This is a genomic window from Thiomonas bhubaneswarensis, assembly GCF_001418255.1.
Taxonomy (GTDB): domain Bacteria; phylum Pseudomonadota; class Gammaproteobacteria; order Burkholderiales; family Burkholderiaceae_C; genus Thiomonas; species Thiomonas bhubaneswarensis.
In genome coordinates, this window is the sequence record NZ_LIPV01000008.1 from 12995 (window position 1) to 38149 (window position 25155).

22 protein-coding genes and 2 tRNA genes are annotated in these 25155 nt (G+C 63.0%); 16 read left to right on the forward strand and 8 right to left on the reverse strand.

Going from position 1 to position 25155, the window contains the following annotated elements:
* Positions 1-25: 25 nt before the first annotated feature.
* A complete protein-coding gene (locus ASC45_RS11100; protein ID WP_245610033.1) occupies positions 26-1468 on the reverse strand; it encodes a sensor histidine kinase in 1443 nt (480 codons plus the stop codon).
* A complete protein-coding gene (ompR, locus tag ASC45_RS11105) occupies positions 1437-2165 on the reverse strand; it encodes an osmolarity response regulator transcription factor OmpR (RefSeq protein WP_055451117.1) in 729 nt (242 codons plus the stop codon). Before ompR ends, ASC45_RS11100 begins: the two co-directional genes overlap by 32 nt.
* Positions 2166-2323: 158 nt before the next feature.
* On the opposite strand from ompR, the gene ASC45_RS11110 reads away from it, so the two are divergent.
* The 5 genes from ASC45_RS11110 to thrS all read left to right on the forward strand — a co-directional run bounded on the left by ASC45_RS11110 (position 2324) and on the right by thrS (position 8132).
* The gene (locus ASC45_RS11110; protein ID WP_245610034.1) at positions 2324-2647 is read left to right on the forward strand and encodes a transglutaminase; all 324 of its coding nucleotides are present in this window, start codon (positions 2324-2326) and stop codon (positions 2645-2647) included.
* A 159-nt stretch (positions 2648-2806) separates the two neighbouring features.
* Positions 2807-3673: an alpha/beta fold hydrolase gene (locus tag ASC45_RS11115; RefSeq protein WP_055451119.1), complete on the forward strand. Its 867-nt coding sequence runs from the start codon at positions 2807-2809 to the stop codon at positions 3671-3673.
* A complete protein-coding gene (locus ASC45_RS11120; RefSeq protein WP_055451120.1) occupies positions 3670-5865 on the forward strand; it encodes a RelA/SpoT family protein in 2196 nt (731 codons plus the stop codon). The genes ASC45_RS11115 and ASC45_RS11120 overlap by 4 nt, the downstream gene beginning before the upstream one ends.
* A 44-nt stretch (positions 5866-5909) precedes the next feature.
* Positions 5910-5986 (forward strand) — tRNA-Val (locus tag ASC45_RS11125).
* A 226-nt stretch (positions 5987-6212) separates the two neighbouring features.
* Positions 6213-8132 carry a threonine--tRNA ligase gene (gene thrS / locus ASC45_RS11130; protein ID WP_055451121.1) on the forward strand — a complete coding sequence of 640 codons (1920 nt, stop codon included), beginning with the start codon at positions 6213-6215 and terminating at the stop codon, positions 8130-8132.
* On the opposite strand, the gene ASC45_RS16070 is transcribed toward thrS, so the two are convergent.
* Positions 8126-8335, reverse strand: coding sequence for a hypothetical protein (locus ASC45_RS16070; RefSeq protein WP_245610035.1), 210 nt, complete (start codon positions 8333-8335; stop codon positions 8126-8128). The genes thrS and ASC45_RS16070 overlap by 7 nt on opposite strands.
* Between ASC45_RS16070 and infC the strand changes: the two genes are divergently transcribed.
* The 8 genes from infC (at position 8243) to ASC45_RS11170 (ending at position 14212) form a co-directional block, all read left to right on the forward strand.
* Complete coding sequence (infC, locus tag ASC45_RS11135) at positions 8243-8728, forward strand: translation initiation factor IF-3 (RefSeq protein WP_055451122.1); 486 nt, start codon at positions 8243-8245, stop codon at positions 8726-8728. The two genes, ASC45_RS16070 and infC, sit on opposite strands and share 93 nt — an antisense overlap.
* A gap of 213 nt (positions 8729-8941) precedes the next feature.
* Positions 8942-9139 (forward strand): 50S ribosomal protein L35, encoded by a 198-nt coding sequence (gene rpmI, locus ASC45_RS11140; protein WP_013123033.1) that lies wholly within the window; start codon positions 8942-8944, stop codon positions 9137-9139.
* 49 nt (positions 9140-9188) lie between these two features.
* The gene (gene rplT / locus ASC45_RS11145) at positions 9189-9545 is read left to right on the forward strand and encodes a 50S ribosomal protein L20 (protein ID WP_013105707.1); all 357 of its coding nucleotides are present in this window, start codon (positions 9189-9191) and stop codon (positions 9543-9545) included.
* A 119-nt stretch (positions 9546-9664) separates the two neighbouring features.
* Positions 9665-10708 carry a phenylalanine--tRNA ligase subunit alpha gene (gene pheS, locus ASC45_RS11150; protein WP_055451123.1) on the forward strand — a complete coding sequence of 348 codons (1044 nt, stop codon included), beginning with the start codon at positions 9665-9667 and terminating at the stop codon, positions 10706-10708.
* Between the two features lie 69 nt (positions 10709-10777).
* Entirely contained in the window at positions 10778-13201 is a 2424-nt protein-coding gene (pheT, locus tag ASC45_RS11155) for a phenylalanine--tRNA ligase subunit beta (protein WP_055451248.1), read from the forward strand.
* A gap of 41 nt (positions 13202-13242) precedes the next feature.
* The gene (locus ASC45_RS11160; RefSeq protein ID WP_055451124.1) at positions 13243-13590 is read left to right on the forward strand and encodes an integration host factor subunit alpha; all 348 of its coding nucleotides are present in this window, start codon (positions 13243-13245) and stop codon (positions 13588-13590) included.
* Positions 13591-13708: 118 nt separating this feature from the next.
* Positions 13709-14104 (forward strand): MerR family transcriptional regulator, encoded by a 396-nt coding sequence (locus tag ASC45_RS11165; RefSeq protein ID WP_055451125.1) that lies wholly within the window; start codon positions 13709-13711, stop codon positions 14102-14104.
* Between the two features lie 31 nt (positions 14105-14135).
* Positions 14136-14212 (forward strand) — tRNA-Pro (locus tag ASC45_RS11170).
* A 240-nt stretch (positions 14213-14452) separates the two neighbouring features.
* Here ASC45_RS11170 and ASC45_RS11175 read toward each other — a convergent pair.
* The 4 genes from ASC45_RS11175 to ASC45_RS11190 form a co-directional block, all read right to left on the reverse strand.
* A complete protein-coding gene (locus tag ASC45_RS11175) occupies positions 14453-16225 on the reverse strand; it encodes an ArnT family glycosyltransferase (protein WP_082454371.1) in 1773 nt (590 codons plus the stop codon).
* A gap of 317 nt (positions 16226-16542) precedes the next feature.
* Entirely contained in the window at positions 16543-16860 is a 318-nt protein-coding gene (locus tag ASC45_RS15540) for a hypothetical protein (protein WP_082454373.1), read from the reverse strand.
* Positions 16861-16895: 35 nt separating this feature from the next.
* A complete protein-coding gene (locus ASC45_RS11185) occupies positions 16896-17744 on the reverse strand; it encodes an EAL domain-containing protein (RefSeq protein ID WP_245610036.1) in 849 nt (282 codons plus the stop codon).
* Positions 17745-17746: 2 nt separating this feature from the next.
* On the reverse strand, positions 17747-19507 hold the full coding sequence (locus tag ASC45_RS11190; RefSeq protein ID WP_055451127.1) for a hypothetical protein: 1761 nt from the start codon (positions 19505-19507) through the stop codon (positions 17747-17749).
* Positions 19508-19653: 146 nt separating this feature from the next.
* Here ASC45_RS11190 and ASC45_RS11195 point away from each other — a divergent pair, with 146 nt between their 5' ends.
* Together ASC45_RS11195 and ASC45_RS11200 are read left to right on the forward strand one after the other, a co-directional pair.
* The gene (locus ASC45_RS11195; RefSeq protein ID WP_245610037.1) at positions 19654-20592 is read left to right on the forward strand and encodes a DUF6502 family protein; all 939 of its coding nucleotides are present in this window, start codon (positions 19654-19656) and stop codon (positions 20590-20592) included.
* A gap of 16 nt (positions 20593-20608) precedes the next feature.
* Complete coding sequence (locus ASC45_RS11200) at positions 20609-22255, forward strand: DUF5666 domain-containing protein (protein ID WP_245610038.1); 1647 nt, start codon at positions 20609-20611, stop codon at positions 22253-22255.
* Positions 22256-22280: 25 nt separating this feature from the next.
* Here the strand turns inward: ASC45_RS11200 and ASC45_RS11205 are convergent, their stop codons facing one another.
* Positions 22281-23180: a LysR family transcriptional regulator gene (locus ASC45_RS11205; RefSeq protein WP_055451129.1), complete on the reverse strand. Its 900-nt coding sequence runs from the start codon at positions 23178-23180 to the stop codon at positions 22281-22283.
* 111 nt (positions 23181-23291) lie between these two features.
* Between ASC45_RS11205 and ilvD the strand changes: the two genes are divergently transcribed.
* The gene (gene ilvD / locus ASC45_RS11210) at positions 23292-25133 is read left to right on the forward strand and encodes a dihydroxy-acid dehydratase (RefSeq protein ID WP_055451251.1); all 1842 of its coding nucleotides are present in this window, start codon (positions 23292-23294) and stop codon (positions 25131-25133) included.
* The last annotated feature ends 22 nt before the right edge of the window (positions 25134-25155 follow it).

A 25155-nucleotide genomic window follows, 5' to 3' on the forward strand; every position in this document is an offset into this window, starting at 1 on the left:
GTGAAAACTCGTGCCGACCGCGCGATCAGATGGATGCGCTGCCTTCGAGTGGCAACCAGATCTGCACTTGCAGGCCGCTAGGCGCGGCGTTTCGCAGCTCCAGCCGCCCACCCATGGCTGTGATGGTTTTCTCGACGATGGACAGACCCAGGCCGGTGCCTTTGGCCGAGGTTCTGGCGGCATCGCCGCGGAAGAACGGGCGGGTGAGCTGCGCCAGCTGTTCGTCGGGCACGCCGGGGCCGTGGTCGCGCACCGTCAGCAGCACCGAATCGATACCGGGCTGAAGGCTGATGTCCAGATCGGTGTGCACTTCGCCGGGCGTCAAGGCATAGCGCTTGGCGTTTTCCACCAGATTGACCACGACGCGTTGCAGCTCAAGGGTGTTGGCCTTCACGGGCGGGACTGGCGGTGTCTGCAAGCGCAGCACCACGGTCTCGTCTTTCTGATAGCGGTCGCGGATGAAGTCGATCAGGGCATTGAGATCGACCGATTCCAGCTTGGGCGTCGTGCTTCGGGCGTATTCGAGGAACTTGCTGATGATGCGGTCGGCCTGCTCGATGTCGTCGATGATGTGTTCACGCGCCTGCTCGTCGGGCACACTCAACTCGGCCTCCAGCCTCAGGCGGGCCAGCGGCGTGCGGATGTCGTGTGAAATGCCGGCCAGCATCAGCGCGCGTTCTTCTTCCACTTCCTGAAGACTGCGGGCCATGCGGTTGAAGCCGCGGTTGACCTCGCGGATTTCACGCATGCCGGACACTTCGTCGAGCATCTGCGAGTAATTACCAGCACCGACCCGGGCTGTTGCCAGGCGCAGGTCGCGCAGCGGCTTGTTGACAAAACTGGCGATGACCGCCGCGCCGATCAGGGCCAGCAGCGTGGCGATGGCACCCCATGTGGCCCAGGTCTCGCTCAGCGAGGGGTCGATGCGGGAACGATCGAGCAGCAGCCAATAGGGGTCACCCTCGATCTGGAAGCCGATCCACAGTCCGGGACGGTCGTTCACCACGTCGGCGAAATCGAGCTGTTCGTTCAGCCGGGTGTCGACGGCGGTTTCGAGCCGCTTGGTGAACTCGGTGTGATTCATCGGCGTCCACGCATCGCCAGCGTTGCGCGGGTAGATGTAGATGCCTTCCTTTTTGGCCAGATCGTCGAGCAGGGAGACCCGGTATTGCGGGTCGGAGTGAATCAGCGCCAGCCGCGTGAGGTCGATGAGACTGGTGATCTGGCGCGAGGTCTGCTCGACCTGAGGCCCGAGTTCGAGCAGGCGAAAGCTCTGGAACCAGGTCGCCAGGCTGGCGCTGACCAGCAGCACGATGAGCAGGAAGGTGCGCCAGTACAGGCGGCCGAAAAGACCGCGGAGCCAGTGTATCGGGCGCAGCTTGCGGCCGCCGCCGGGGGCGGTTGCCGCGGCGGGGGCGTCGTCACCGCCGCTGGTCTCAGCCCTCGGCGTTGTCGGGGACGAAGACATAGCCCACGCCCCAGACCGTCTGGATGTACCGCGGATGCGCCGGATCGGTTTCGATGATCTTGCGCAAGCGCGAGATGGCCACATCGAGGCTGCGGTCGAAGGCTTCGTAGTCGCGGCCGCGAGCCAGTTCGGCCAGACGATCGCGCGAAAGCGGTTGGCGGGGATGGCGCACCAGCGCCTTGAGCATGGCGAACTCGCCCGTGGTCAGGCTGATGGCTTCGCCGTTCTTGCTCAGTTCGCGCCGCGCCAGGTCGAGGCTGAAGGGGCCGAAGAGCACGGTTTCATCTTCGCGCGACGGCGCACCGGGAAGCTCGGGGGAGGGCTGTCGACGCAGCACCGCGCTGATGCGGGCGAGCAGTTCGCGCGGGTTGAACGGCTTGGGCAGGTAATCGTCGGCACCGACCTCCAGACCGATGATGCGGTCGACGTCTTCCCCCTTGGCGGTCAGCATGATGATGGGGGTCTGGTCCTTGGATGCGCGTAGACGCTTGCAGATGGACAGGCCGTCTTCTCCGGGGAGCATCAGGTCGAGCACGATCAAGTCGAAACGCTCCTTCACCATGATGCGCGACATCGCCTTGGAGTCTTCGGCGACGAAGACCTCATAGCCCTCCTGCGAGAGATAGCGACGCAACAGGTCGCGGATGCGCGCGTCGTCGTCGACGACCATCAGCTTCTTCGGTTTTTCGTGGTCCATAGAGGCGTCATTCCTGAATGAAAACAAGGCAGACCTGTCTGCCGACCTTCCTTGCAGCGATATGTCAGCTAAAGGCTTGTTACAGAGTTTACTGCGAGAGTCGGGTCATTCGGGCTCGTTCGATTCGATAATTTCAATTGCAAACTTTGGATACGCCCTTGCCTCGATTCCCCGTCTCTTTTCTGCTCAGCGCCAGCCTTGTCGTCTCGATGGCCCAGGTGGCGGCGTCTGCCGCACTGACGCCGGATCGGACGCCAAGACAGCCTGCGCCCGTGGAGACCAACCTGTCTCAGGCTACGAACGGCAATCCGGGCGGCAAACAGCTTGCGGCATCGCACTTCCTCAGCCCGACCTCATCGACACCGGTCAAGTCCCATCTGCTCACGCTGCATGATCGCGAAGTCCTGCGACAGCAAATCCAGGGCATGGCGCATCACGCACAGGCCGCATCGGACGTATCGCTGCATACTTCGCAGCCCTGAAGAACCGCTGAGCGCGGTTTGCCAGATTGCCGCCTGCCTGCCGGCGATCGCTTCAGCTCAGGCGCCGCCATTCGACTCAGGCTTCATGCAGCGCGCGTGGGTTCGCTGGGATCACTCAGTATGATGCCCTATCCGTTGTGAATTCCAGCTCTGAACATCGTGGATCGTCAGCCCCGTCTCTGCACTGTGCAATGCCTGCATCCGGGTGGCCTGCACCGAATGGCCTACTGGGAATGGGGCTCGCCGCAGTGTGACGATGTGGTGGTCTGCGTCCATGGCTTGACGCGACAGGGACGCGATTTCGATGTTCTCGCGCAAGCCCTTCAGGCAGAGCGCCGCGTGGTGTGCCCGGATTTGCCGGGGCGCGGCGAGTCTGAATGGTTGAGCAACCCCGCGCTGTATCAGGTGCCGCAATACCTCGCCGATGTGGTGACGCTGCTGGCCCGTCTGAATGCGCGCCGTCTCGCCTGGGTCGGCACCTCCCTGGGGGGGCTCATCGGCATCGCTCTGGCCGGCATGCCCAACAGTCCCATCGACCGTCTCGTGCTCAACGATGTCGGGCCCGCCCTGGACCCTCGGGGTCTGATGCGCATCGCTAGTTATGTGGGACGACAGATGCGTTTCGACACCCCGGAGCAGGCTGCCGATTCTCTGCGCGAGATTTCGGAGGGCTTCGGCCCGCACACCGACGAACAGTGGATGGCACTGACCCGCCCGATGCTGCGCCCCGACGGCCATGGCTGGCGCCTGCACTACGACCCCGCGCTTGCCCAGCCCTTCTCGGCCGCCACGGCGCAGGCCGTTGCCGCCGGTGAAGTCGCCCTCTGGCAGGCCTACGACCAGATCAAAGCGCCGACCCTGGTGTTGAGGGGGGAAGATTCGGACATCCTCCATCCGCAGACGGCTCAGGTTATGACGCAGCGTGGGCCGAAAGCCCGTGTGGTCGAGCTTGCCGGCGTTGGGCATGCGCCGACGCTGGTGCAGCCGAACCAGGTCGATCTGATCCGCGATTTCCTGCTGTCGTGAGCCCGAGCCTTTCCGAGTCTGCGCGCGTCTCTGAATCGACGCCGGTAGATCCCCGCATCGCTCAGGCGCGTGCCTACTCGCTTGCCCTCATCGACAAGGTCGTGCTGGAAACCGGCGAGTCGGCGCTCGAACATGCCGACGGTGTGAGGACTATCCTGTGCGAAATGGGCGCGGACGCCGACGCGCAGGCCGCGGCCTATCTCAACTTGGTGGTGCCTCAGTTGGCCCATCCGCAGGATCAGCTGCGCAAGCATTTCGGCGAGCCGCTTGCGGCATTGGCGGTGGAGACGCGCAAGCTGGTCGAGGTGTCGCGCATGGCGCGGGGCGGCCCAGACGAGGCCGAGCTGCGGCGCCGCCACATCGAGCTGGTTCGTCGTTTGCTGCTCGGCTTTTCCCGAGATCTGCGGGTCGCGCTATTGCGCCTCGCGTCGCGTCTGCAGTCTCTCAGGTATTTCACCCGCACCAAGCAGCCGGCGCCCGGCGCGTTTCTCGCTGAGAGCATGGAGGTCTATGCACCTCTGGCCAACCGTCTCGGCATTTGGCAAGTCAAGTGGGAGCTGGAAGATCTCTCCTTCCGCCTGCTCCAGCCGGAGGTCTATAAGGACATCGCACGCAAGCTCGATGAGCGGCGTGTCGAGCGCGAGCAGGGCATCAGCGCAGCGATCGCCATGCTCCAAGCCGAATTGCGCCGCCAGCGCATCGAGGCGGAGGTGGTGGGGCGTCCCAAGCACATCTACAGCATCTGGCGAAAGATGCAGGGCAAGCAACTGCGCTTCGACCAGGTGATGGACCTGCGCGCCCTGCGCATCATCGTGCAGGACGTCAGCGCCTGCTACGCAGCCCTGAGCGTGGTGCACGCCATGTGGTCGTCGCTGCCCGACGAATTCGACGACTACATTGCCAAACCGAAGCCCAACGGGTATCAGTCTCTGCATACAGTGGTGCGAACGGAGTCTGGACAGATCTTCGAGATCCAGATCCGGACGGCCGCCATGCACGCGCACGCCGAACAAGGCAGCGCGGCGCACTGGGCCTACAAAGAGGCGGGCGCCAAGGGCTACCAGGGGCAGGCGCAGGCGGGTGACTATCAGTCGCGCATTGCTCTGGCTCGACAACTGCTCGCGCTCCAGCAGGAGCTCGCCAGTGCCGACACGACTCCGCCCGCCGGAGCTTCACGCGAGTTGGCGACCGACCCGGACGCAGACGACCGCATCTTCGTCCTCACGCCGCAGGCGCGCATCGTCGAGCTGTCCAAGGGCTCCACGCCGGTGGACTTTGCCTATGCGCTGCATACCGACCTGGGCCATCGCTGCCGCGGCGCTCGTGTCGATGGCGCCCTGATTCCGCTGACCACGCCCTTGCGCAGCGGTCAGACCGTGGAAATCGTCGCGGCCAAGGAAGGCGGACCGTCGCGAGACTGGCTCAATCCCGAGCTTGGGTATCTACGAAGCCCGCGGGCCCGTGCCAAGGTGCGCGCCTGGTTCAACCAGCTTGCCCAGGAACAGACCATCGCTAAGGGCCGGGGGCAGGTCGAACGCCTGCTGCAGCGCGAAGGCAAGACCAGTTTCAACCTGCAGAGCCTGGCCGAGGGGCTGGGCTTTCGCTCGGCCGACGAGTTGTTCGAGCGTGTCGGCAAGGACGAGTTTTCGCAGCGCCAGATCGAGGCCTATCTGCGAGCAGACCCCAATGCGCCGGTGGTGGAGGAGCCTGTCGCTCCGCCCAGCAGCACGACGCCCAGGAAGCAGAGCGGTCAGGTCTTGGTGGTGGGCATGGGATCGTTGCTCACGCAACTGGCGCCTTGCTGCAAACCCGCACCGCCCGATGCCATCGGCGGCTTTGTCACGCGAGAGAAGGGGGTGACGGTTCACCGGGCGAGTTGCCAGAATTTCCGCAACATCGCCCGTCAACATCCCGAGCGCGTCATCGCAGTCACCTGGTCGGGGCAAAGCGAGAACGAAGCCCTCTACCCCGTCGATCTGGAGGTGAGTGCCAACGACAGACAGGGGCTTCTGCGAGACATCTCAGACGTGCTGACCAAGGAGCGGATCAACGTCATCGCGGTGAGCACGCGCTCGGTGGGTGATCTGGCGCAGATGCGATTCACCGTGCAGTTGGCCAACAGCGCCAAACTAAAGCGGGCGCTGGGTTTGATGGCCGATGTGCCCGGGGTTTTGAAAGCCTCTAGGAAGTGAAGTGGTGCGTCACGCCAAACGCGTGCTATGATTTCAGGCTCTTTAGGCGGTTAGCTCAGATGGTTAGAGCGCTTGCTTGACATGCAAGAGGTCGTTGGTTCGATTCCAATACCGCCTACCAGATTTCAACAGATTCACAGGCCTGCCCCAGGCGGCCGATTTGTCGCTGTAGCGACCTGCGAATTGACACTGTTGTGTTTTTAGACGCTTGCTCATGCTCTTACTTGCCATGTCCATGTTCCGAACTAGCTTGCTGACCTCCTGAGATCCAGAGGCCCGCACGCACGTGCATTGCGACAGAAAGGTGCGGTCCAGCCGCACCTTTTTTCATTTGAGCGAGACACAACATGTTCCACATCACCCTGCCTGACGGTTCCAAACGCGCTTTCGAGGCACCCCTCACGGTTGCCGAGCTTGCGCAATCGATCGGCTCTGGGTTGGCCAAGGCGGCCCTGGCCGCCAAAGTTGACGGCAGGCTGGTCGATACCAGTTATACCCTGTCAAAGGACGCCGAGGTGGCCATCGTTACCGACAAAGACCCGGAGGGTCTGGAGGTGCTGCGCCATTCCACGGCCCACCTTCTGGCCTATGCCGTCAAGGATCTCTACCCGGATGCGCAGGTCACCATCGGCCCGGTGATTGACAACGGCTTCTACTACGACTTCGCCTACAAGCGTCCTTTCACCCCCGAGGATCTCGAGCAAATCGAACTGCGTATGGCCGAACTCGCGCGCAAGGACGAGCCGGTCAAGCGCCAGGTGGTGCCGCGGGACGACGCGGTGGCGTACTTCAAGTCGCTCGGCGAGCATTACAAGGCCGAGATCATCGCCAGCATCCCCGCGGGCGAAGATGTGTCGCTGTATTCCGAAGGTGGCTTCACCGATCTCTGCCGTGGGCCGCATGTGCCTTCGACGGGGCGCCTCAAGGTGTTCAAGTTGATGAAGGTGGCGGGGGCGTACTGGCGGGGAGATCACCGCAATGCGCAACTGCAACGCATTTATGGAACGGCCTGGGCGAAGAAGGAAGACCAGGACGCCTATCTGCATGCCCTTGCCGAAGCTGAGAAGCGCGACCATCGCAAGCTCGGCAAGGAACTCGATCTCTTCCATTTCCAAGAAGAGGCGCCCGGACTGGCATTCTGGCACCCGAAGGGGTGGGCCATTTGGCAGGCCGTCGAGCAGTACATGCGACAGGTTTACCGCGACAGTGGCTATCAGGAGGTGCGAGGGCCGCAGATTCTGGATGTGAGCCTGTGGAAGCGCTCGGGGCACTGGGACAATTACTCGGAGAACATGTTCTTCACCGAGTCGGAAAAGCGCCAGTTTGCGGTCAAGCCGATGAACTGCCCCGGTCATATCCAGATCTTCAATTCAGGTCTGCGCAGCTATCGCGACCTCCCCATCCGCTACGGTGAGTTCGGCTCCTGTCATCGCAATGAACCCTCGGGCGCCTTGCACGGCCTGCTGCGGGTGCGCGGTTTCACGCAGGACGATGGTCATATTTTCTGCACCGAAGACCAGATCGAAGCCGAAGTGACCGCTTTTCACCGTCAGGCGATGCAGGTGTACACCGATTTCGGCTTCTCGGACATCGCGCTAAAGATCGCGCTGCGTCCCGAAAAGCGCATCGGCGAAGAGGCCGTCTGGGACAAGGCCGAGGCTGCGCTGCGCGCCGCGCTGCAGGCCTGCGGTGTGGCCTGGCAGGAACTGCCGGGAGAGGGCGCCTTTTACGGCCCGAAGATCGAATATCACATGAAGGATTCGATCGGACGCGCCTGGCAGGTCGGCACCATGCAGGTCGATTTCATGATGCCCGAGCGGCTGGATGCGGAATACGTCGACGAGCATTCGCAGCGCGTGCGGCCCGTCATGTTGCACCGCGCCATCGTCGGGTCGATGGAGCGTTTCATCGGCGTGCTGATCGAGCACTACGCAGGTGCCATGCCTTTGTGGCTGGCGCCGGTTCAGGCGGTGGTGATGAACATCACCGATGCGCAATCGGATTACGCCCGCTCCGTTGCACAAGCGCTGACAAAACAAGGCTTTAGAGTCGAGTTGGATTTGCGCAACGAAAAAATCAACTATAAAATACGCGAAAATGCATTGAGCAAAGTGCCTTATCTGCTCGTGGTCGGTGATCAAGAGCGAGCCGCTGGAACCATCGCGGTCAGGGCGCGAGGCAATGTCAACCTCGGGGTGCTGTCCCTGGAGGCGCTGACGCAGAAACTTTCCCAGGAAGTGCAGTCGCGCGGACACGACCGTCAGTAGGCATGCGGTTCTGGCAGCACATTGTTTGTATGAATTGAAAGGTTTGAGCCATCGCTACGTTCCAAAGCCGTAACACACCTGAGAAACGCGCCCATCGTCTGAATCGCGAAATCACGCTCTCCGAGCTTCGTCTCATAGGGCCTGAGGGCGAAGCCATCGGGGTGGTTTCTCTTGCCGAGGCGCTCAAGTTGGCTGAGCAGCATGATGTGGATCTGGTGGAAATTGCGCCGACCGCATCGCCTCCGGTCTGTCGCCTGATGGATTACGGCAAGTTCAAGTACGAAGAACAGAAGAAGAACCACGAAGCGCGGCTCAAGCAAAAGCAGATCCAGATCAAAGAAGTCAAATTTCGTCCGGCAACGGATGATGGCGACTACCAGATCAAGCTGCGTAACCTCCGCAGATTTCTGGAAGACGGCGACAAGGGCAAAGTCAGCCTCCGCTTCCGCGGGCGGGAGATTACGCACCAGGACATCGGTATGCGTGTGCTCGAACGTGTGAAGGCCGACGTGGAAGACGTCGGTCAGGTCGAGCAGATGCCGAAGCTCGAAGGGCGTCAGATGATCATGGTCATCTCGCCGAAGAAGAAAAAGTAAGAGGCGTGGCGTGTCGCCCCAAGTGGGCGGCGCGGCACACCGTGAGAAGTACGTTCCCGTCCCTTGTGGTGGTGAACAAACCTGCGGCGCAAGCCGTAGTGGCGAGTGTTTGTCTCAGATGGGCGAATGCCGCAAAACTCGTGTGCGTGGGCTTGAAAGTGACTGGTTCATCGCCAGGCCGCCTGCGGATATGTCATATTTAACGGAGCAATCATGCCCAAGATGAAAACCAAAAAGAGTGCCGCAAAGCGATTCCGCGTGCGTCCGGGCGGCACTGTCAAACGTGGTCAAGCGTTCAAGCGCCACATCCTGACCAAGAAGACCACCAAGAACAAGCGTCACTTGCGTGGAGCCACGGCGGTGCATGACAGCGATCTGAAACAGATTGCCGCCATGATGCCTTTCGCCTGAAGCGCATCACGTTTCAGCCCGAACATTCAATCAGGATAAGGAGTCTTAAATGCCTCGCGTCAAACGTGGTGTGACTGCTCGCGCACGTCACAAGAAAGTTCTCGACCTTGCCAAGGGTTTCCGCGGCCGTCGTAAAAACGTCTATCGCATCGCCAAAGAGGCGGTGATGAAGGCTGGGCAGTACGCCTATCGCGACCGCCGTGCCAAAAAGCGTGAATTCCGCTCGCTGTGGATCACCCGGATCAACGCAGCAGTGCGTCAGTCGGGCATGACTTACAGCGTGTTCATGAACGGTATGAAAAAGGCTCAGATCGAAATCGACCGCAAGGTGCTCGCCGACATGGCCGTGCACGATGCCGCCGCATTTGCCAAGATCGTCGCCCAAGTCAAGGCTGCCATGGCCTGACACCTTGCCGCCTCGTGCGGCGGTGTCACGCGGTGCAAAGGCCTGTTTTCACAGGCCTTTGTTCTTTGTCGGTCGTGGCGCACAACGTCTTGTCCCCATCCTTTCGTCGTTACCAGTCCATGAATCCTTTGCAAACGCTCATCGAACAAGCCGAGGCCGAGTTTGCGCACGCGGTCGATTCTGCCTCGTTGGAGAACGCCAAGGCGCGCTATCTGGGCAAGAGCGGTCTTGTCACCATGGAAATGAAGAGCCTGGCAGCCTTGCCCGCCGACGAGAAAAAGGCGCGCGGCGCCGAGATCAACCTCGCCAAGCAGGCCATCGAGAGGGCGCTGCAACTGCGTCGTGAGGCGATCGAGCAGGCGGCGTTGCAGGCGCAGCTGCAGGCGCAGGCGATCGACGTGACCTTGCCCGGCCGCGTCGGCAACCAGGGGGGGCTGCATCCTCTGACCCGCAGCTGGATGCGGATGGAGCAAATCTTTCGCTCGATGGGGTTCGAGGTGGCGGACGGCCCGGAAATCGAGGACGACTGGACCAACTTCACCGCGCTGAATTCCCCCCAAAATCATCCCGCGCGCTCGATGCAGGACACCTTCTACGTCGACGCCAAAGACGGGCAGGGTCAGGCGCTGTTGCTGCGCACCCATACCTCGCCGATGCAGGTCCGGCACGCCCGCGCTCATGTGCAACGGTACGCCGGGGATGCGGAAATGCCCCCGATCAAAGTCATCGCGCCTGGGCGAACCTATCGTGTCGACAGCGACGCGACGCATTCGCCGATGTTCCACCAGTTCGAAGGCCTGTGGATCGACGAGAACGTCTCCATGGCCGATCTGAAGGGTACGTTCACGGGCTTTCTGAAGGCGTTTTTCGAGCGCGACGATATTTTGGTGCGGTTTCGTCCGTCCTATTTCCCGTTCACCGAACCTTCGGCCGAGATCGACATGATGTTCGAAAGCGGGCCGCTCAAGGGCCGCTGGCTCGAACTGGCTGGTTCGGGCCAGGTGCATCCCCATGTCGTGCGCAATTTTGGCCTCGACCCGGAGCGCTACATCGGTTTCGCCTTCGGCAGCGGGCTGGATCGCATCACCATGCTGCGCTACGGCATCTCGGATCTTCGCCTGTTCTACGAAAACGACCTTCGTTTCCTCCAGCAGTTTGCCTGAGCAGAGCCTTTCTCCTCGGCTTGCGTCGTGCGGCTCGGCCGCTGATCTGAACATCACAAAGAGTTGACCATGCAGTTTCCGGAATCCTGGTTGCGCCACTTCTGCAATCCCGAGCTCACCACAGAGGCCCTGGCCGAGACCTTGACCATGGCGGGTCTGGAGGTGGAAGAGGTGCAGGCCGCCGCACCGGCATTCTCGGGTGTGGTGGTGGGCCGGGTGCTTGAAGTCCAGCCCCATCCCAATGCGGACAAGCTGCGTGTCTGTCAGGTCGACGCCGGTCAATCTCAACCGCTGCAAATCGTCTGCGGCGCACCCAATGTCGTGGCAGGCATGACTGCGCCTTGCGCGCTCATCGGGGCCGAATTGCCGCAAGAGGGACAAGGCGTCTGGCGTATCGGGGCGGCCAAGATGCGGGGCGTGGATTCACAAGGCATGTTGTGCTCGGCGAGTGAACTCGGACTGTCATCTGATCACGGTGGACTGCTTGCGCTGCCTGACGATCTCGAACCCGGTGCCGATCTGCGCAAGGCGCTGGCGCTGGACGAGTCGGTGTTCACCATCAAGCTCACTCCCAATCTGGGGCATTGCCTGAGTGTGATGGGTGTCGCCCGTGAGGTGTCGGCGGTGACTGGGGCCGTTTTCAACAAGCCGGTTTTCAAGCCCGTGGTGCCGACGATTTCGGACCGGCTGCCGGTGCGCATCGAGGCACCCGACCTGTGTGGTCGCTTTTCCGGCCGAATCATCCGAGGCGTGAATGCTCGTGCCGAGACGCCGCAGTGGATGAAGACGCGCCTGGAGCGCAGCGGCCAGCGCAGTATTTCGGCCTTGGTCGACATCTCCAACTATGTCATGCTCGAACTGGGGCGGCCGAGCCATGTGTTCGATCTGGCCAAGATTCGTGGAGCGCTCACCGTGCGCTGGGCTCGCGAGGGCGAGCAGCTCGAGTTGTTGAACGGACAGGCGGTCACGTTGAGCGCCGACATGGGCGTGATCGCCGCGGAGAACGGCGTCGAGTCGCTGGCCGGCATCATGGGGGGCGAGTCGACGGCGGTGACGCTGGACACCACCGACATCTATCTCGAAGCCGCCTTCTGGTGGCCCGATGCGATCCGCGGCCGGGCGCGCAAACTGAATTTTTCGACGGACGCCGCAGCGCGCTTCGAACGCGGTGTCGACTATGCCACCACGGTCGAGCATCTCGATGCGATCACGGCGCTGATTCTGGACATCTGCGGCGGCCAGGCCGGTCCGGCCGACGACCAGATCACCCGACTGCCCCAGCGCCTGCCTGTGCGCATGCGCGTGGCGCGCTGCGAGAAGGTCATCGGCATTCCGATCGGCACCCAGCGCATGGGTGAGATTTTCACCCGCCTGGGCCTGAAGGCCGAACTGGAGCAGGGCCGCGACGGTCCGGTTTGGACCGTGACGCCGGGCAGCGAACGGTTCGACCTCGAAATCGAGGAAGACCTGATCGAGGAGGTCGCGCGCATTCACGGGTATCAGCACATTCCGGTGCAGGCGCCTGTGGCGCGGCTCAGTCCGCTCCCCGTGCCTGAAGGCCGGCGCAGCCTGCACAGCCTGCGCTTGAAGGCGGCCGCGCTGGGTTACCAGGAAACCATCAACTTCTCGTTTGTCGATGCGCATTGGGAGCAGGACTTCGCCGGGCAGGCCGAGCCCATCCGACTGCTCAACCCCATCGTCTCGCAAATGTCGGTGATGCGCTCCACGCTGATTGGCTCTCTGGTCAACGTGCTGGCGGAGAACCTCAATCATCGCGCCAAACGCCTGAGGGTGTTCGAACTCGGGCGCGTCTTCATCCGCGACGCTGCGGCGCTCGACGGCCCGCTGCAGGTTGTCGGCGTGCGGCAACCCATGCGGCTGGCCGGTCTGGCCTACGGCGCGGTCGTGCCGGTGCAATGGGGCACTCAGGAGCGACGTGTCGATTTCTACGACGTGAAAGGCGATGTGCAGGCGCTGTGCGAAGGCGCGGGCAGGGTGGAATGGCGAACCGTTGAGCATCCGGCGCTCCACCCAGGTCGCAGTGCCGAGGTGTTGCTCGACGGGCAAAGCCTGGGGGTTGTGGGCGAACTGCATCCGCAGTGGGTTCAGCGGTATCACCTCCAGTTCGCACCCGTCGTCTTTGAGCTCGACGCGAGCGCGCTCCAGAATCAACGTCTGCCGATGTTCGAGGCCATTCTTCGCGTTCCCGCCGTGCAGCGCGATCTCGCGTTTCAGGTTCCGGCGGCGATCACGTTTGCGCAAATGCAGGAAGCGGTACAAACCGCCATTCGGAACATCCCTGTTTGCGGCATCATCCGGGAGGCGAATCTCTTCGATGTTTTCTGTCCGCCGGGAGAATCGACGACGCGAAGCATGGCGTTCCGGTTGCAATTGCAGGACAAGCAGACCTTGACCGACGAGCGCGTCGATGCCGCCTGCCAGGCCTTAGTCGCTGCGGTCGCCAAGGCCACCGGCGCTGAACTCAGGGGCTGAGCGCAGAGGCCAACACAAAAATATTGCCAACAGGAAGACACATGGGGCGCATACAGATCGAATCGGTGCAGACACCGACACTGACCAAGGCTGAACTCGCCGAACAGCTTTACGAACGCATCGGCCTGAACAAGCGCGAGTCCAAGGATATGGTCGATGCCTTCTTCGACCAGATCCGGGACGCATTGGGGCGTGGGGAAGACGTCAAGCTGTCCGGTTTCGGACATTTCCAGCTGCGTGAAAAGGCGCAGCGACCTGGCCGCAATCCCCGCACGGGAGAAATCATCCCGATCGCTGCGCGGCGAGTGGTCATCTTTCACGCCAGCCACAAATTCAAGCACCAACTGCAAAGCGATGTTCCCAACGCGGCGGCTGCGACCGAGTCGTGATGCGCGCATCCTCATGATCTCGACGTCTGCAGTGCGCCTGTCTGGTCCGGCGCGTCGGCCATGCGGCAAAATGTCGAGCTGAATCGATTGCACCTCTTTCTGCCCTTCGCCTCACGCCATGAGCGCCGTCCCGGCTTTGCCACCCATCCCTGCGAAACGCTACTTCACCATCGGCGAAGTCAGCGAACTGTGCGGTGTCAAATCGCATGTGCTGCGCTACTGGGAACAGGAGTTTGCGCAACTGCGTCCCATGAAACGCCGGGGCAACCGGCGCTACTACCAGCATCACGAAGTTCTGCTGATTCGACGCATTCGTGAACTGCTGTACGAGCAGGGCTTCACCATCAGCGGCGCGCGTGCGCGGCTCGGCAACGTCGGCGACGATGTTCACGACAGCGGTTCTGCCGAGATCGCCACCGTCCCGCAGGGGCATACATTGCTGCCCGCCATTCGAAGCATCGATGAACTCCGTTCGGAGCTTCTCGCGATTCGAAGAAGTTTGATTGAACATTGAAAGTTGGTGTAAGATTATGAGCTTTGGTCGTCGGGGCGTAGCGCAGCCTGGTAGCGCACCTGCATGGGGTGCAGGGGGTCGGAAGTTCGAATCTTCTCGCCCCGACCAAATCAGTTATCGGAACAAAAGCTTCAAGGCGCTCAAGCAAAAAGACTTGAGCGGCAATTGAGCACAGAGACCCTGGGCCACGAGCCCTGCAGAGCAAGCCCGGACATGTGTGCCGGGCTTTTCTGTTTGAGCCTCACCAACGCCCTTCTCAGCTCTCTGCGGGAGCGTGATGACGGGCGTCTGCCCGTGTGAGGTGGCAGGTCAACAAAGCGCAGGGCGCCCGCGTTCACCGAAGCTGCGTCAATCGCCTCGGCTGTAATACACCACGCTGTTCTTGAAGGCTTTGCTGCTCAGCCCTTTGGAAAGACCGCTGCGCAGCCAGCCCGGCAGTCTATCGCGCGCCACCCAGACGGCGACGGGCAGCCCCTTGTCGCGTGCTTGCAGCAAGACTTGAGGTGTCACACAGGTGGATTGCCGGGCTTGCTGGCAGCCGAACCAGAGGTCTTTGCTGGTGCTGTCGACGATCTGCAGATGGTTCACGCCATACAGCAGCAATGAGGCATCATGGTCCTCGAAGGTCTGCCAGGAAAACCACCGCGTGTGCGGCGGCAGTTCGCGCAGCATGTCGGCAGCCACCTGCTTTTGCGAAAGGTCTGCGGTTTTCGCCTCCGCCAGGCGCACTGAAAACTGCACCATGACCAGGGCACTGAGGGCGAAGACCGCCATGCCCATGTGCAACTTCGCTGAGCGCAGAAGCACGGCGCCGGCAAGCGATGTGAGTGCCAGGCCTGCGATCATCGGCAGCAGCCATGCAGTGTCTGCGGATGGCAGGCCGGAGTGCAGCAGGTCCCTATGCAGCTGCGGGGTAAACGTGGCGGCCCATAGCGCGACCGCGGCAACCCCGAAGGCGGCTGCGGCCAGACCCAGGCGTGCCGGCAGCGCGGCTGCGGCCTGATCGCTTTGCTCCATCGCCTGCTGAAGCTTGACCCCCAGCCACCAGGCCACCAGCGGTATCACCGGCAACAGGTAGTAGGCACCCTTGTCGCCGGCTGAGGAGTAGAAAAGCGTCAGAACGATGGCCGCATTGCGCCCCCAGCGGGCCGATAGCGTCGCAGACTTCGAGTCGTTCAGTCGCGGGCCGAACCAGGCGAGCACGACGATCCACGGCGCCCACTGAAAGAAACCGATCAGCAGCTTGGGGCCGTAATACCACCAGGGGCCGTGGTGAAAATCGTCCGGGATGCGCGTGCCGAGAAAGCGGCCGATGGTTTCATTGAAGAAGTAGAACCAGGCGAACCCGTGCTGCGCCTCCATCGCTGCCAGATGCCAAGGGGCCGCGACCAGCAGGAAAATGGCGACGGCCCAGGGATCGAGATAAAAGCGCAGCAGTGCCCCGCGTTTCCAGGTGCCGGGCGCGAAGAGCAGTTGCACCACGGCGATCAGGCCGAGCAGAAGCAAGGCCACCGGCCCCTTGGTCAATGTGGCCAGGGCAACAGCCACAGCCGCCGCTCGCAGCCAGAAGCGCTGCCTCCTCTGCACCGCAAGGGTCACCATGGCGAGGGCGATCAGCCAGAAAAACACCATCAACGGGTCGAACAGAATGGTGCGGGCGATCAGCACATAGCCGAGCGCGGTACCGGTGAGCAGGGCGGCAAAGCGCCCCGCAACTGGCGCCGCCAGCATTCGGCCGAAGACCATGCAACCGAACGAGGTCATCCAGGCGGCCAGGGCATCAGGCAGCCGGGCCTGCCATGCTCCCACGCCTATGGCCTTGAAGCTCAGAGCCATCAACCAGTACAGCAGTGGCGGTTTCTCGATATAGGGCACGCCGTCGAGGTGCGGAATGAGCCAAGACCCGCCATGCGCCATCGACAGTGCAATGGCGGCGTAAAGCGCTTCGTCCGTATCGCGGATGGGCGCCGAGCCCAACCCCCAAAAAAGGGCCAGGCCCACGATCAGCAGCACCACAGCGTCGAGCCCTAGCAGATGGTGCCGCGCCCAGAGCCGCGCCGGGCCGGAACTGTCGGCGCCGGGATCGGCTGCTACGGGCTGCGGCAATGCGTAGGGTTCCATGGTTCACCCAAGACCTCGAAGATGAGGACGGTCATCGGCTGCGTCGCCTAAGGGCGAAAGCATACAGATGTGAAGAAAGATGAGTGTATTGTTGACGCTACGGATGTAGGTCAACACGAAGCACGCAATAAAGCTCAACCAGCCTCGGCGTGGTCGCAGGCATCCCGTCGCGTCACGCGACTCTACGGGTCAGGAAAATCAAAAGGGTGCTCAGGGATACACCAATGCAACGCGCTCTCAAGGAAACGCCGGGCCGCCCCATGTCTCCTTGACCCCCTCGGGGGGGCGGGCTGGACACAGCCCAGCCCTGGGGGCGCTCAATGGTCGCCTTCATCGTCTTCGTGACGATGACCGTGATCGTGGCGTCGCCATTCCCTGCGATCACGCGGGCCGTAGACAGGGGCTGGGTAGACGTAGACAGGGGCCGGAACGTATTGCACGGGCGGGGCTACATAGACGGGCTGCGGCGCGACGGGGTAGACATTACCGACGCTGCCCACCAGCCCTGGAACACCGATGGACAGAGACCACAGCGGGTCGTCGCCCGCATGCGCAGGGGAAAGGGCAGCAGCACTCAAAGCTGCTACGAGGAGGGTTCTGACTGAGAGTTTGTTCATGGAGGTATTGACCGTCATGGCTGGCTGTCACGGCGCAGGATTGGAAAAGGAGATCAAAAAAGAGCAGTTGTCGAGGTGGCACGGTCAGGTCGAGTCCAGAAGAAGCCCTGGCCCCAGTGCACGCCGATGTCCTGCATCCAGCGCAACGTCGTCGTGTCTTGGATGCCCTCGGCGATGGTGATGAGGCGCATGTCCTGCGCCAGGTGCAACAGATGGCGCAGGATCAACTCACTTCGAGGTATGGTCATGCTGGCCTGTACCAGCCCGCGGTCGATCTTGAGATAGCGAATGGGCAGGGCGGCGAGATAGGGGTAGGCGCTGTGATTGCTGCCGAAGTCATCGAGCGCCAACTCGAAGCCGAGATCGAGGAGCGGCTCCAGATTGTCACGAAGCCGCACGGGGTCGGTATGGAGGTTGCGTTCGGTGATTTCGAGCACCCACGGAGTAAACCGCTGCGCGCTGCCGAGCTGCTGCTCCAGCCATTGGCGGTGTTGCAGTTGCAGCTTATCGACGCAGGAAGGCTCTGCCAGAAACGCACTGGAGCAGTTCATGAACATCTTGCCCTGGAAGGACCCTTCGGCCATGGCCTGTGCCGTGATGTCGGCGTCGATGCGGGGTTCCAGGCCGATGGCCGAGGCTGTGTCGATGAAGGCCTGCGCGTCCACCACGCGCCCTTGCGGAGTGAGTAAGCGCGCCAGGGCTTCCTGCCCCACGGGCTGCTGATCGTGCAGGCGGAAGATGGTCTGGTACGCCGCGCGCAGACGCTGCTCTTGCAGCGCGAGGCGCAGTTGCGCGCGCGGAAAGGCGTCGCTGCCACGCAAGTTCGCCCCGGCGGACAGCCAGGGGCCCGTGGGGCGGCAAATGTGCGGTGCCGCCGTGGTCAGCAGACCGGGCGAGTCCACGTTCAGTGATCCTGTCCGTTGTGGCTTTCCTGCAGCGTGTCGAGTGGGTTTTCGTTCATCACGAACAGCCCGTTGGACACACTGCTGCTCGAACCCGTGCTGTAGATCATGTCCTTGGCGCCGAGGACGTAGAACATCTGGCCGTTCAAGGTGCTGGTCTTGCCCGAAGGGTTGGACTGGTTGATGGAGATGACTGCAGACGCGCTGAGGATGTAAGGCGTGCTGCTGGTGTTGTTCAGAGAGAAGCTGGTGAAGCTCACGCTGGCACCGGGTTTGAGGTCGTCGTCACCATACTCGTGGCCACTGCCGCCTTGCGTGGCAGGGCTCAGATCCAGCCCGGCAGTCTGCGGCATGACGCAGGCACCCAGCACCAGCCCGCCCACGGTGGCGCCGGTGCCCATCAGCCGCACGCCGAACATGCCGCTGCTGCTGCCGCAGTTGATCCCGTTGTCGTACGATCTGCCGCTCTGTCCAAGTTGCGTCCAGACCGGCTGGCTGTTCTGCGGCACCAGCACCGCGTCGAAGCGGGTCAACACACCGCCGGACTGGGTACGGCCGCCCATGCGCAGACCGTAACCAGTGGTAGCCACGTTGCTGCTGCCAGCAGACGACGCGCTGCTGGCCGGCATGCTGGGTGCGGGGGCGGGAGGCGTGCCGCCGAGCACAAGTCCAATGGGCAGCATCCCGGCCTTGCCGGCCAGAGTGTAGGTGTGGCCCTGGCCATCATTGACGGTCAGGGTGATGAGATTGCCCACGATGACCCCGGTGATGCTGCCATCGCTCGAGCTGAGATTGCCCGCGGCATCCACGGTCACCACGCTGTTGAGAATGCCAGGTGGCAGTGTGGCGACGGGCGCTGGCATGGACGCGGCCGACGCCGTGGAGGCGGGTGGCGAGGGCAACTGGGGCAGGGCGCTCATGCCTGACTGCGCCAACACGCCCTGCAGGCTATAGGTGCCAGCCGACACGACAGGGGCACCTTGCTCGAGGACGTCACCGAGATCGAGTTCGGGCGCCCAGCGATCATCGGAAGAGATGTATTGCATCAGCGCCTTGAGGTTGCCGTCGCAACTCGATCCCAGGGTGGTGGAGGCGGAGCTGAGCGCGCTCGACGTGGCACTCGCCATGCCTTTTTTGGCGATGTCGTGCGCCATGTCATCGGTATCGCGGTAGCCAGCGGGACGGGCGCAATAGCCATCGGCCACAGCCTTGATGGCGGCAGACAGCGCCAGAATGTCGTCGTGGTGCTGCGACAGCAGCGCAGCGTACAACGTAGGGGTGAGGCTGGCGTAGCTGCCACCCGAGGCGATGTAGACCGCCAGCGCCGCGGTCGTCACCTGACTGATGACCAGATTGGGCAGATTGGCCGAAGTGAGTGAGCCGGCCGCGAGTACGGTGTTGCTGGCGCCCATGTAGGCGGTGAGCACCACCTTGCCATCTGGCGATGTGGCGTTGGCGAACAGCGGAACCCCCGTATTGGGCAGCGTGGCTTGCACCGTGTAGTTGCCACTGGTGTCGGCCGTTGCTGTGCCAACGACGATGGCCCCCGGCTGCCCCATGGGCGCAACCGTGGTGAAAGTGACCGTGGCGTTGGCGATCGGGGCGTCGATCACCGCACCCTTGAGCGTGGTGTTGGCTGCCGTGGGGTTGACCGAGGCCGTACTGCCGCCGCCACCGCCGCAGGCGCTGAGGGCGAGCGCCAGCGCTGCGGCCAGAGGAAGGAGGGTGCGTGTGGCGCGTGCGCCGTGGTGGATAGGCTGCATGTGGGACTCCATGAAGTGGCTGAGCGGTCAAGAGACGGTGCGCGTCTGACCACATAATAGATGGGAAAATATCACATGCAATAAAAATTTTTGCGATACACTTTCGTCCAGTTCCTCCTGGCCGTTTTCTTCCTTTTCAAATCATCATGGGGCGCCCCCCGCGACATCTGCCAGCTGCGCGTTCAGTTGAGCATCCGCTTCCGTCGACGGAGGACGTGCTGCGTGCGCTGGTACAGGTCATGGGGCCACTGGCGCGACTTCTGTTGGCCAGCGGGGTCGACTACACGCGGCTGGCGGCCGAACTCAAGCCTTTGTTCATCGAGCAGGCTCGACTCGAGTTGCTGCGCTCGGGGCAAAACGCAACCGATTCGGCCATCAGCCTGCTCAGCGGCGTGCACCGCAAGGATGTGCGCGCCTGGCGCATGCAAGGCTTGAGCAGCCGCATCGAGAAGGAAGTGTCGATCAGTTCGCGGATATTCGCGCGTTGGGTGCAAGACCCGTTGTATCGCGACCGCCGCAGGCGTCCGCGCCCCTTGCCGCGGCTGGGGCCTGCGCCCTCGTTCGACACTTTGGCGCGCAGCGTGACGCAGGACGTCCATCCCTACACGGCCCTGACCGAGTTGTTGCGCCTGGGACTGGTGACTGTCAAGACCGTGAAGGGCCGGGACATCATCGTGCCGCATCAGGAAGGCTTCGTGCCACCCGCGGGCTCGCGCGACCTGCTCGACTTGTTCGGCGCCAATCTGGCTGACCACGCCTCGGCAGCGGTGGCCAATCTGCTCGGGCAGCCTCCAAGGCTGGAGCAAAGCGTGTTTGCAGAGGGGGTTACGCCCGAAACAGCCAAAGAACTTGGGGAATTGGCGCGCAAGCTCTGGGCCCAGGCTCGCAGCGAGATGATTGCCGAAGCCACGCGACGGTATGAGGCTGACAAGGACCGGAGCGATGCCAACTGCCGTGTGCGGTTTGGCGCGTACTACTGGGCAGAGGATGAGGCAAAAGACGGCTCACGAAGTGAGGGTGGCGCTGCCGTCCCGCGGAATCACGCCGGGGAGTCTGCGGCAAATGGAGGCGGGGATGAGGATTAGGCGATGGATTGCTGGTTTGGGCGCTTTGGCGCTTGTAGCGCTGCTCGCATCCTTGGCATCATGCGGCGGCGGCAGCACTGTGGCGATAAACGGAGGCGTAGGCACGGGCGGTACGGGCATTTCTACCGGCACCGTGACGGGGTTCGGCAGCGTAGTGCTTGACGGCACGCCCTACAACAGCGCCTCATCGCTTTATTACGCGGGTACCGACCAGGACGCCGAGGAGCAGACCACGTCGACGGCAGTCGGTCTTGGAGACAGGCTGGAAATCCGCCTCGACGCAAATGGTCAGCCGACGAAGGTGGTGATCGATCCCGAACTCATGGGGCCGGTGTCCGATCTCAGCGCAAACGGGTTCACCATCAACGGTGTCAGGGTACAGATCAACACCAACCCCGCTGCAGGCCCCATAACGTATTACTCGGGCTTGAATGGATTTTCCAGCTTGAGCAACGGCATGCAGCTCGAAGTGCACGGAGCGTTTGGTCTCGACTCGTCAGGGCAAGGTTATGTCCAAGCCACACGCATCGAGCAACTGCCGTCCAGCAACCCTGTAACGCGATTGACCGGCCTGGTAACTCATCTTGACGGCGCTAGCAACATCTTCCAGATCGGCAACCGCACGGTTCAATTCAGCGCTGCCACTCAGATTTCACCGGCTGGACAGGCGCTGGCGAACGGCCAGTTGGTCAACGTGTGGAGCAACGTGCCGCCGACCGCCAATGGGGTCATCCTGGCGGGGGCGATCGGCGTGCGCACCCTGCAGGGCAGTTCCGGTCAGACGCAGATCGGCGGTCTGGTGGCGCAATTGACGGGCAATCACTTCACGGTGTCGGGTATTCCAGTTGATGCCAGCGCGCCCACCCTTGTCAGTGCGGTACAGGGACTGTTCAACGGAGCCTATGTCGTAGTTCAGGGTAACGCCATAGCGACCACGGGGATGCTCGTCGCCACGGGTCTGCGCGCCTATGCGGTCGATCCATCGCAGGTTGAACTGCGCGGCACCATCACCGGCTTTGTGAGTCCCGGTAACTTCCTGGTGCGCGGGGTGCCAGTTGATGCCTCTTCTGCGAACGTGGTGTTCTCGAACGGCTCGGCTGCGTCCTTGCGCAACGGCGCCTTCGTGGATGTGGTGGGTCATCTGGCTGCAGGCCCCGGCAATGTTGTTACCGCAAGCAGTGTCAACGTCCATGGCGCCGCGCCTGATGGCTCCACTGTGGACTATCAGGGTTCGGTCAGCGCGGTCAATCTGGCGAGCGGCGTGTTCACGCTGACGGCAGTGGACGATGGTGTCACGCAGACTTTTCAGGTGACGCTGGCACCCAACGTGGTGTTCAGCAATGGCAGCCAGGCACAACTGATCAACGGTGCCAATGTCGAGGTCGAAGCCACCAAGACGGCCGCAGGCTTGCAGGCCTACACCGTGTCGTACCAGGGAGTGGCTGACGCATCGGATGGTGGCGATGGCGCATCCACCCCGATGTTCGAGACCCAGGGCATTCTCTACAACCTGAACACGACCAGCTTCGAGGTCAACGCGCTGACCATCCAGATCAACAACGTCGTTCCCAAGGGGGGCACACTGGCCAATGGCGCCAAGGTCGAGGTCAGGTTCACCCAGTCCGGCGGCCAGAATCTGGCGCAGGCCATCAGCGTGGACTGAACCGAGGACAGATCACCGCAGCGCTCTACGGTTGCGCCAGCCGCTGAGCCGCCTCGCGCAGTGTTTGAATGAAGTTGTCGCGCATGGGGTTGGTGGTCTGCGTGGCGTGAAGAATGCCGAGTTCGATGGTGGCGGGTTGGCCGAGCAGTGGGCGGTACTGCACGCCGGAGCGCTTGAGGTTGCGCAGGGAAGCCGGCACGAGGGCCACGCCCATGCCGCAGGACACCAGGCCGATGACGGTCTGCATCTGCCGGGCGTGCTGGGTGATGCGGGGGGCGAAGCCTGCGGCCTGGCACAGGCTGAGGGTGAGGTCGTACAGACCCGGGCCGATGTTGCGCGGTGGCACGATGAACGGCTCTTTGGCCAGGGCGCGCAGATCGACGGCGCCTTCGCCACGCAGGATGGGGTGGGTGGTCGGCGCGGCGAGCATCAGCGGTTCGTGCTGCAGGCTGGTGAAGGTCAGGCCGGGTTCGTCCACAGGCGCCAGGCCGATGCCGAGATCGAGCTCGGCGGCGCGAAGCTCGCGGATCTGGGCGTCGGTGGTGAGTTCGTGCAACTGCACGTCCACCTGCGGATACCGCGTGCGAAAGCTCTTGAGGGTGGGCGGGAGGATGCCGAAGTCGGCGATGGATACGAAGCCGATGGACAGGGTGCCGGCATCGCCGTTCTCGATACTCCTTGTGCGCTCGACGGCGTGTTCGAGCTGACCGAGGAGGGAACGAATGTCTTCGAGGAAGGCCGCGCCAGCGGTGGTGAGCACCACGCCGCGGTTGCTGCGCGCTAGCAACTGCACGCCGATCTCGTCTTCGAGCGCCTTGATCTGGGTGGACAGCGGCGGCTGCGAGACGTGCAGCCGTTCGGCCGCGCGCGAGAAGCTGCCCTGTTCTGCAATGGCGACGAAATACCGAAGCTGCCGTAGTTCCATGATTCGTCTGGCATATGGCGCCACCCTCAAAAATGTATTGTTCAATATAGCCGAGGGTTTGGACAATTCAGGTTCAAGCCATCCATCATGTTCAATCAGGAGAGTCGTTTCATGCCCGCCTACCGTTCCCGTACCAGCACTGCCGGCCGCAACATGGCCGGTGCCCGCGCACTGTGGCGCGCCACCGGCATGCAGGATGGCGATTTCGGCAAGCCCATCATCGCCGTGGCCAATTCGTTCACGCAGTTCGTGCCCGGCCATGTGCACCTGCAGAACCTTGGACAACTGGTGATCGAGGAAATCGAGAAGGCCGGGGGCGTGGGCAAGGAGTTCAACACCATCGCGGTGGATGACGGCATCGCCATGGGGCATGACGGCATGCTCTACAGCCTGCCCTCGCGCGACATCATTGCCGACAGCGTGGAGTACATGTGCAACGCGCACACGGCCGACGCGCTGGTGTGCATTTCCAACTGCGACAAGATCACCCCGGGCATGCTGATGGCGGCGCTGCGGCTGAACATTCCGGTGGTGTTCGTCTCGGGTGGGCCGATGGAAGCCGGCAAGACGCGGCTGGCCGGCAAGGTGATCTCGCTCGATCTGATCGACGCCATGGTGGCCGCCGCCGACGACAAGGTGTCGGATGCCGACGTGCAGGACATCGAGCGTTCGGCCTGCCCGACCTGCGGCTCGTGCTCGGGCATGTTCACCGCCAACTCGATGAACTGCCTCACCGAGGCGCTCGGCCTGTCGCTGCCGGGCAATGGATCGCTGGTGGCCACCCATGCCGACCGTGAGCAATTGTTCCGCCGGGCGGGGCGCACCATCGTCGATCTGGCCCGCCGTTATTACGAGGGCAATGACGACAGCGTGCTGCCGCGCCGCATCGCTTGCAAGGCGGCGTTCGAGAACGCCATGTCGCTCGATATCGCCATGGGCGGATCGACCAACACCGTACTGCACCTGCTGGCGGCGGCGCAGGAAGGCGGCGTCGATTTCGGCATGAGCGACATCGACCGCCTGTCGCGCAAGGTGCCTACGCTGTGCAAGGTGGCGCCGTCGAGCCACTACCACCTCGAAGACGTGCACCGCGCCGGTGGCGTGATGGCCATTCTGGGCGAACTCGACCGCGCCAGGCTGCTCGACACCAGCGTGCCGACGGTGCATTCGCCCTCGTTGGCCGCCGCACTCGAGGCCTGGGACATCGCGCGCCAGCCCGACGCCGATGTGCAGACCTTCTACCGGGCCGGCCCGGCGGGTGTGCGCAGCACCCAGGCGTTCTCTCAGAGCTGCCGCTACGACACGCTGGACACCGATCGCGCGGCAGGCTGCATCCGCGATGTGGCACATGCCTACAGCGCCGACGGCGGCCTGGCCGTGCTGTTCGGCAACCTGGCCGAACGCGGCTGCATCGTCAAGACGGCCGGGGTGGACAAGAGCATTCTCACCTTCTCCGGCCCTGCTGTGGTGCTGGAGAGCCAGGACGCTGCGGTGGAAGCGATTCTGGGCGGCCAGATCAAGCCGGGTGACGTGGTCGTCATCCGCTACGAAGGTCCGCGCGGCGGCCCGGGCATGCAGGAAATGCTCTACCCGACGAGCTATCTCAAATCGAAGGGGCTGGGCAAGGTCTGCGCCCTCATCACCGACGGCCGCTTCTCGGGTGGAACGGCAGGGCTGTCGATCGGCCATGTCTCGCCGGAAGCGGCCGAAGGCGGCGCCATCGGTCTGGTGCAGACGGGCGACCGCATCGTCATCGACATTCCGAACCGCGTGGTGCGCGTGGACGTGAGCGACGACGAACTGGCCCGCCGCCGCGCCGAGCAGGATGCCCGAGGCTGGAAGCCCGCGGCCCCGCGTGCCCGCAAGGTGAGCCAGGCGCTCAAGGCCTATGCCAAGCTGGTGACCAGCGCCGACAAGGGCGCAGTGCGCAACGCCGATCTGCTGGACGATTGACGGGGAACGGGGCGGAGGCCGA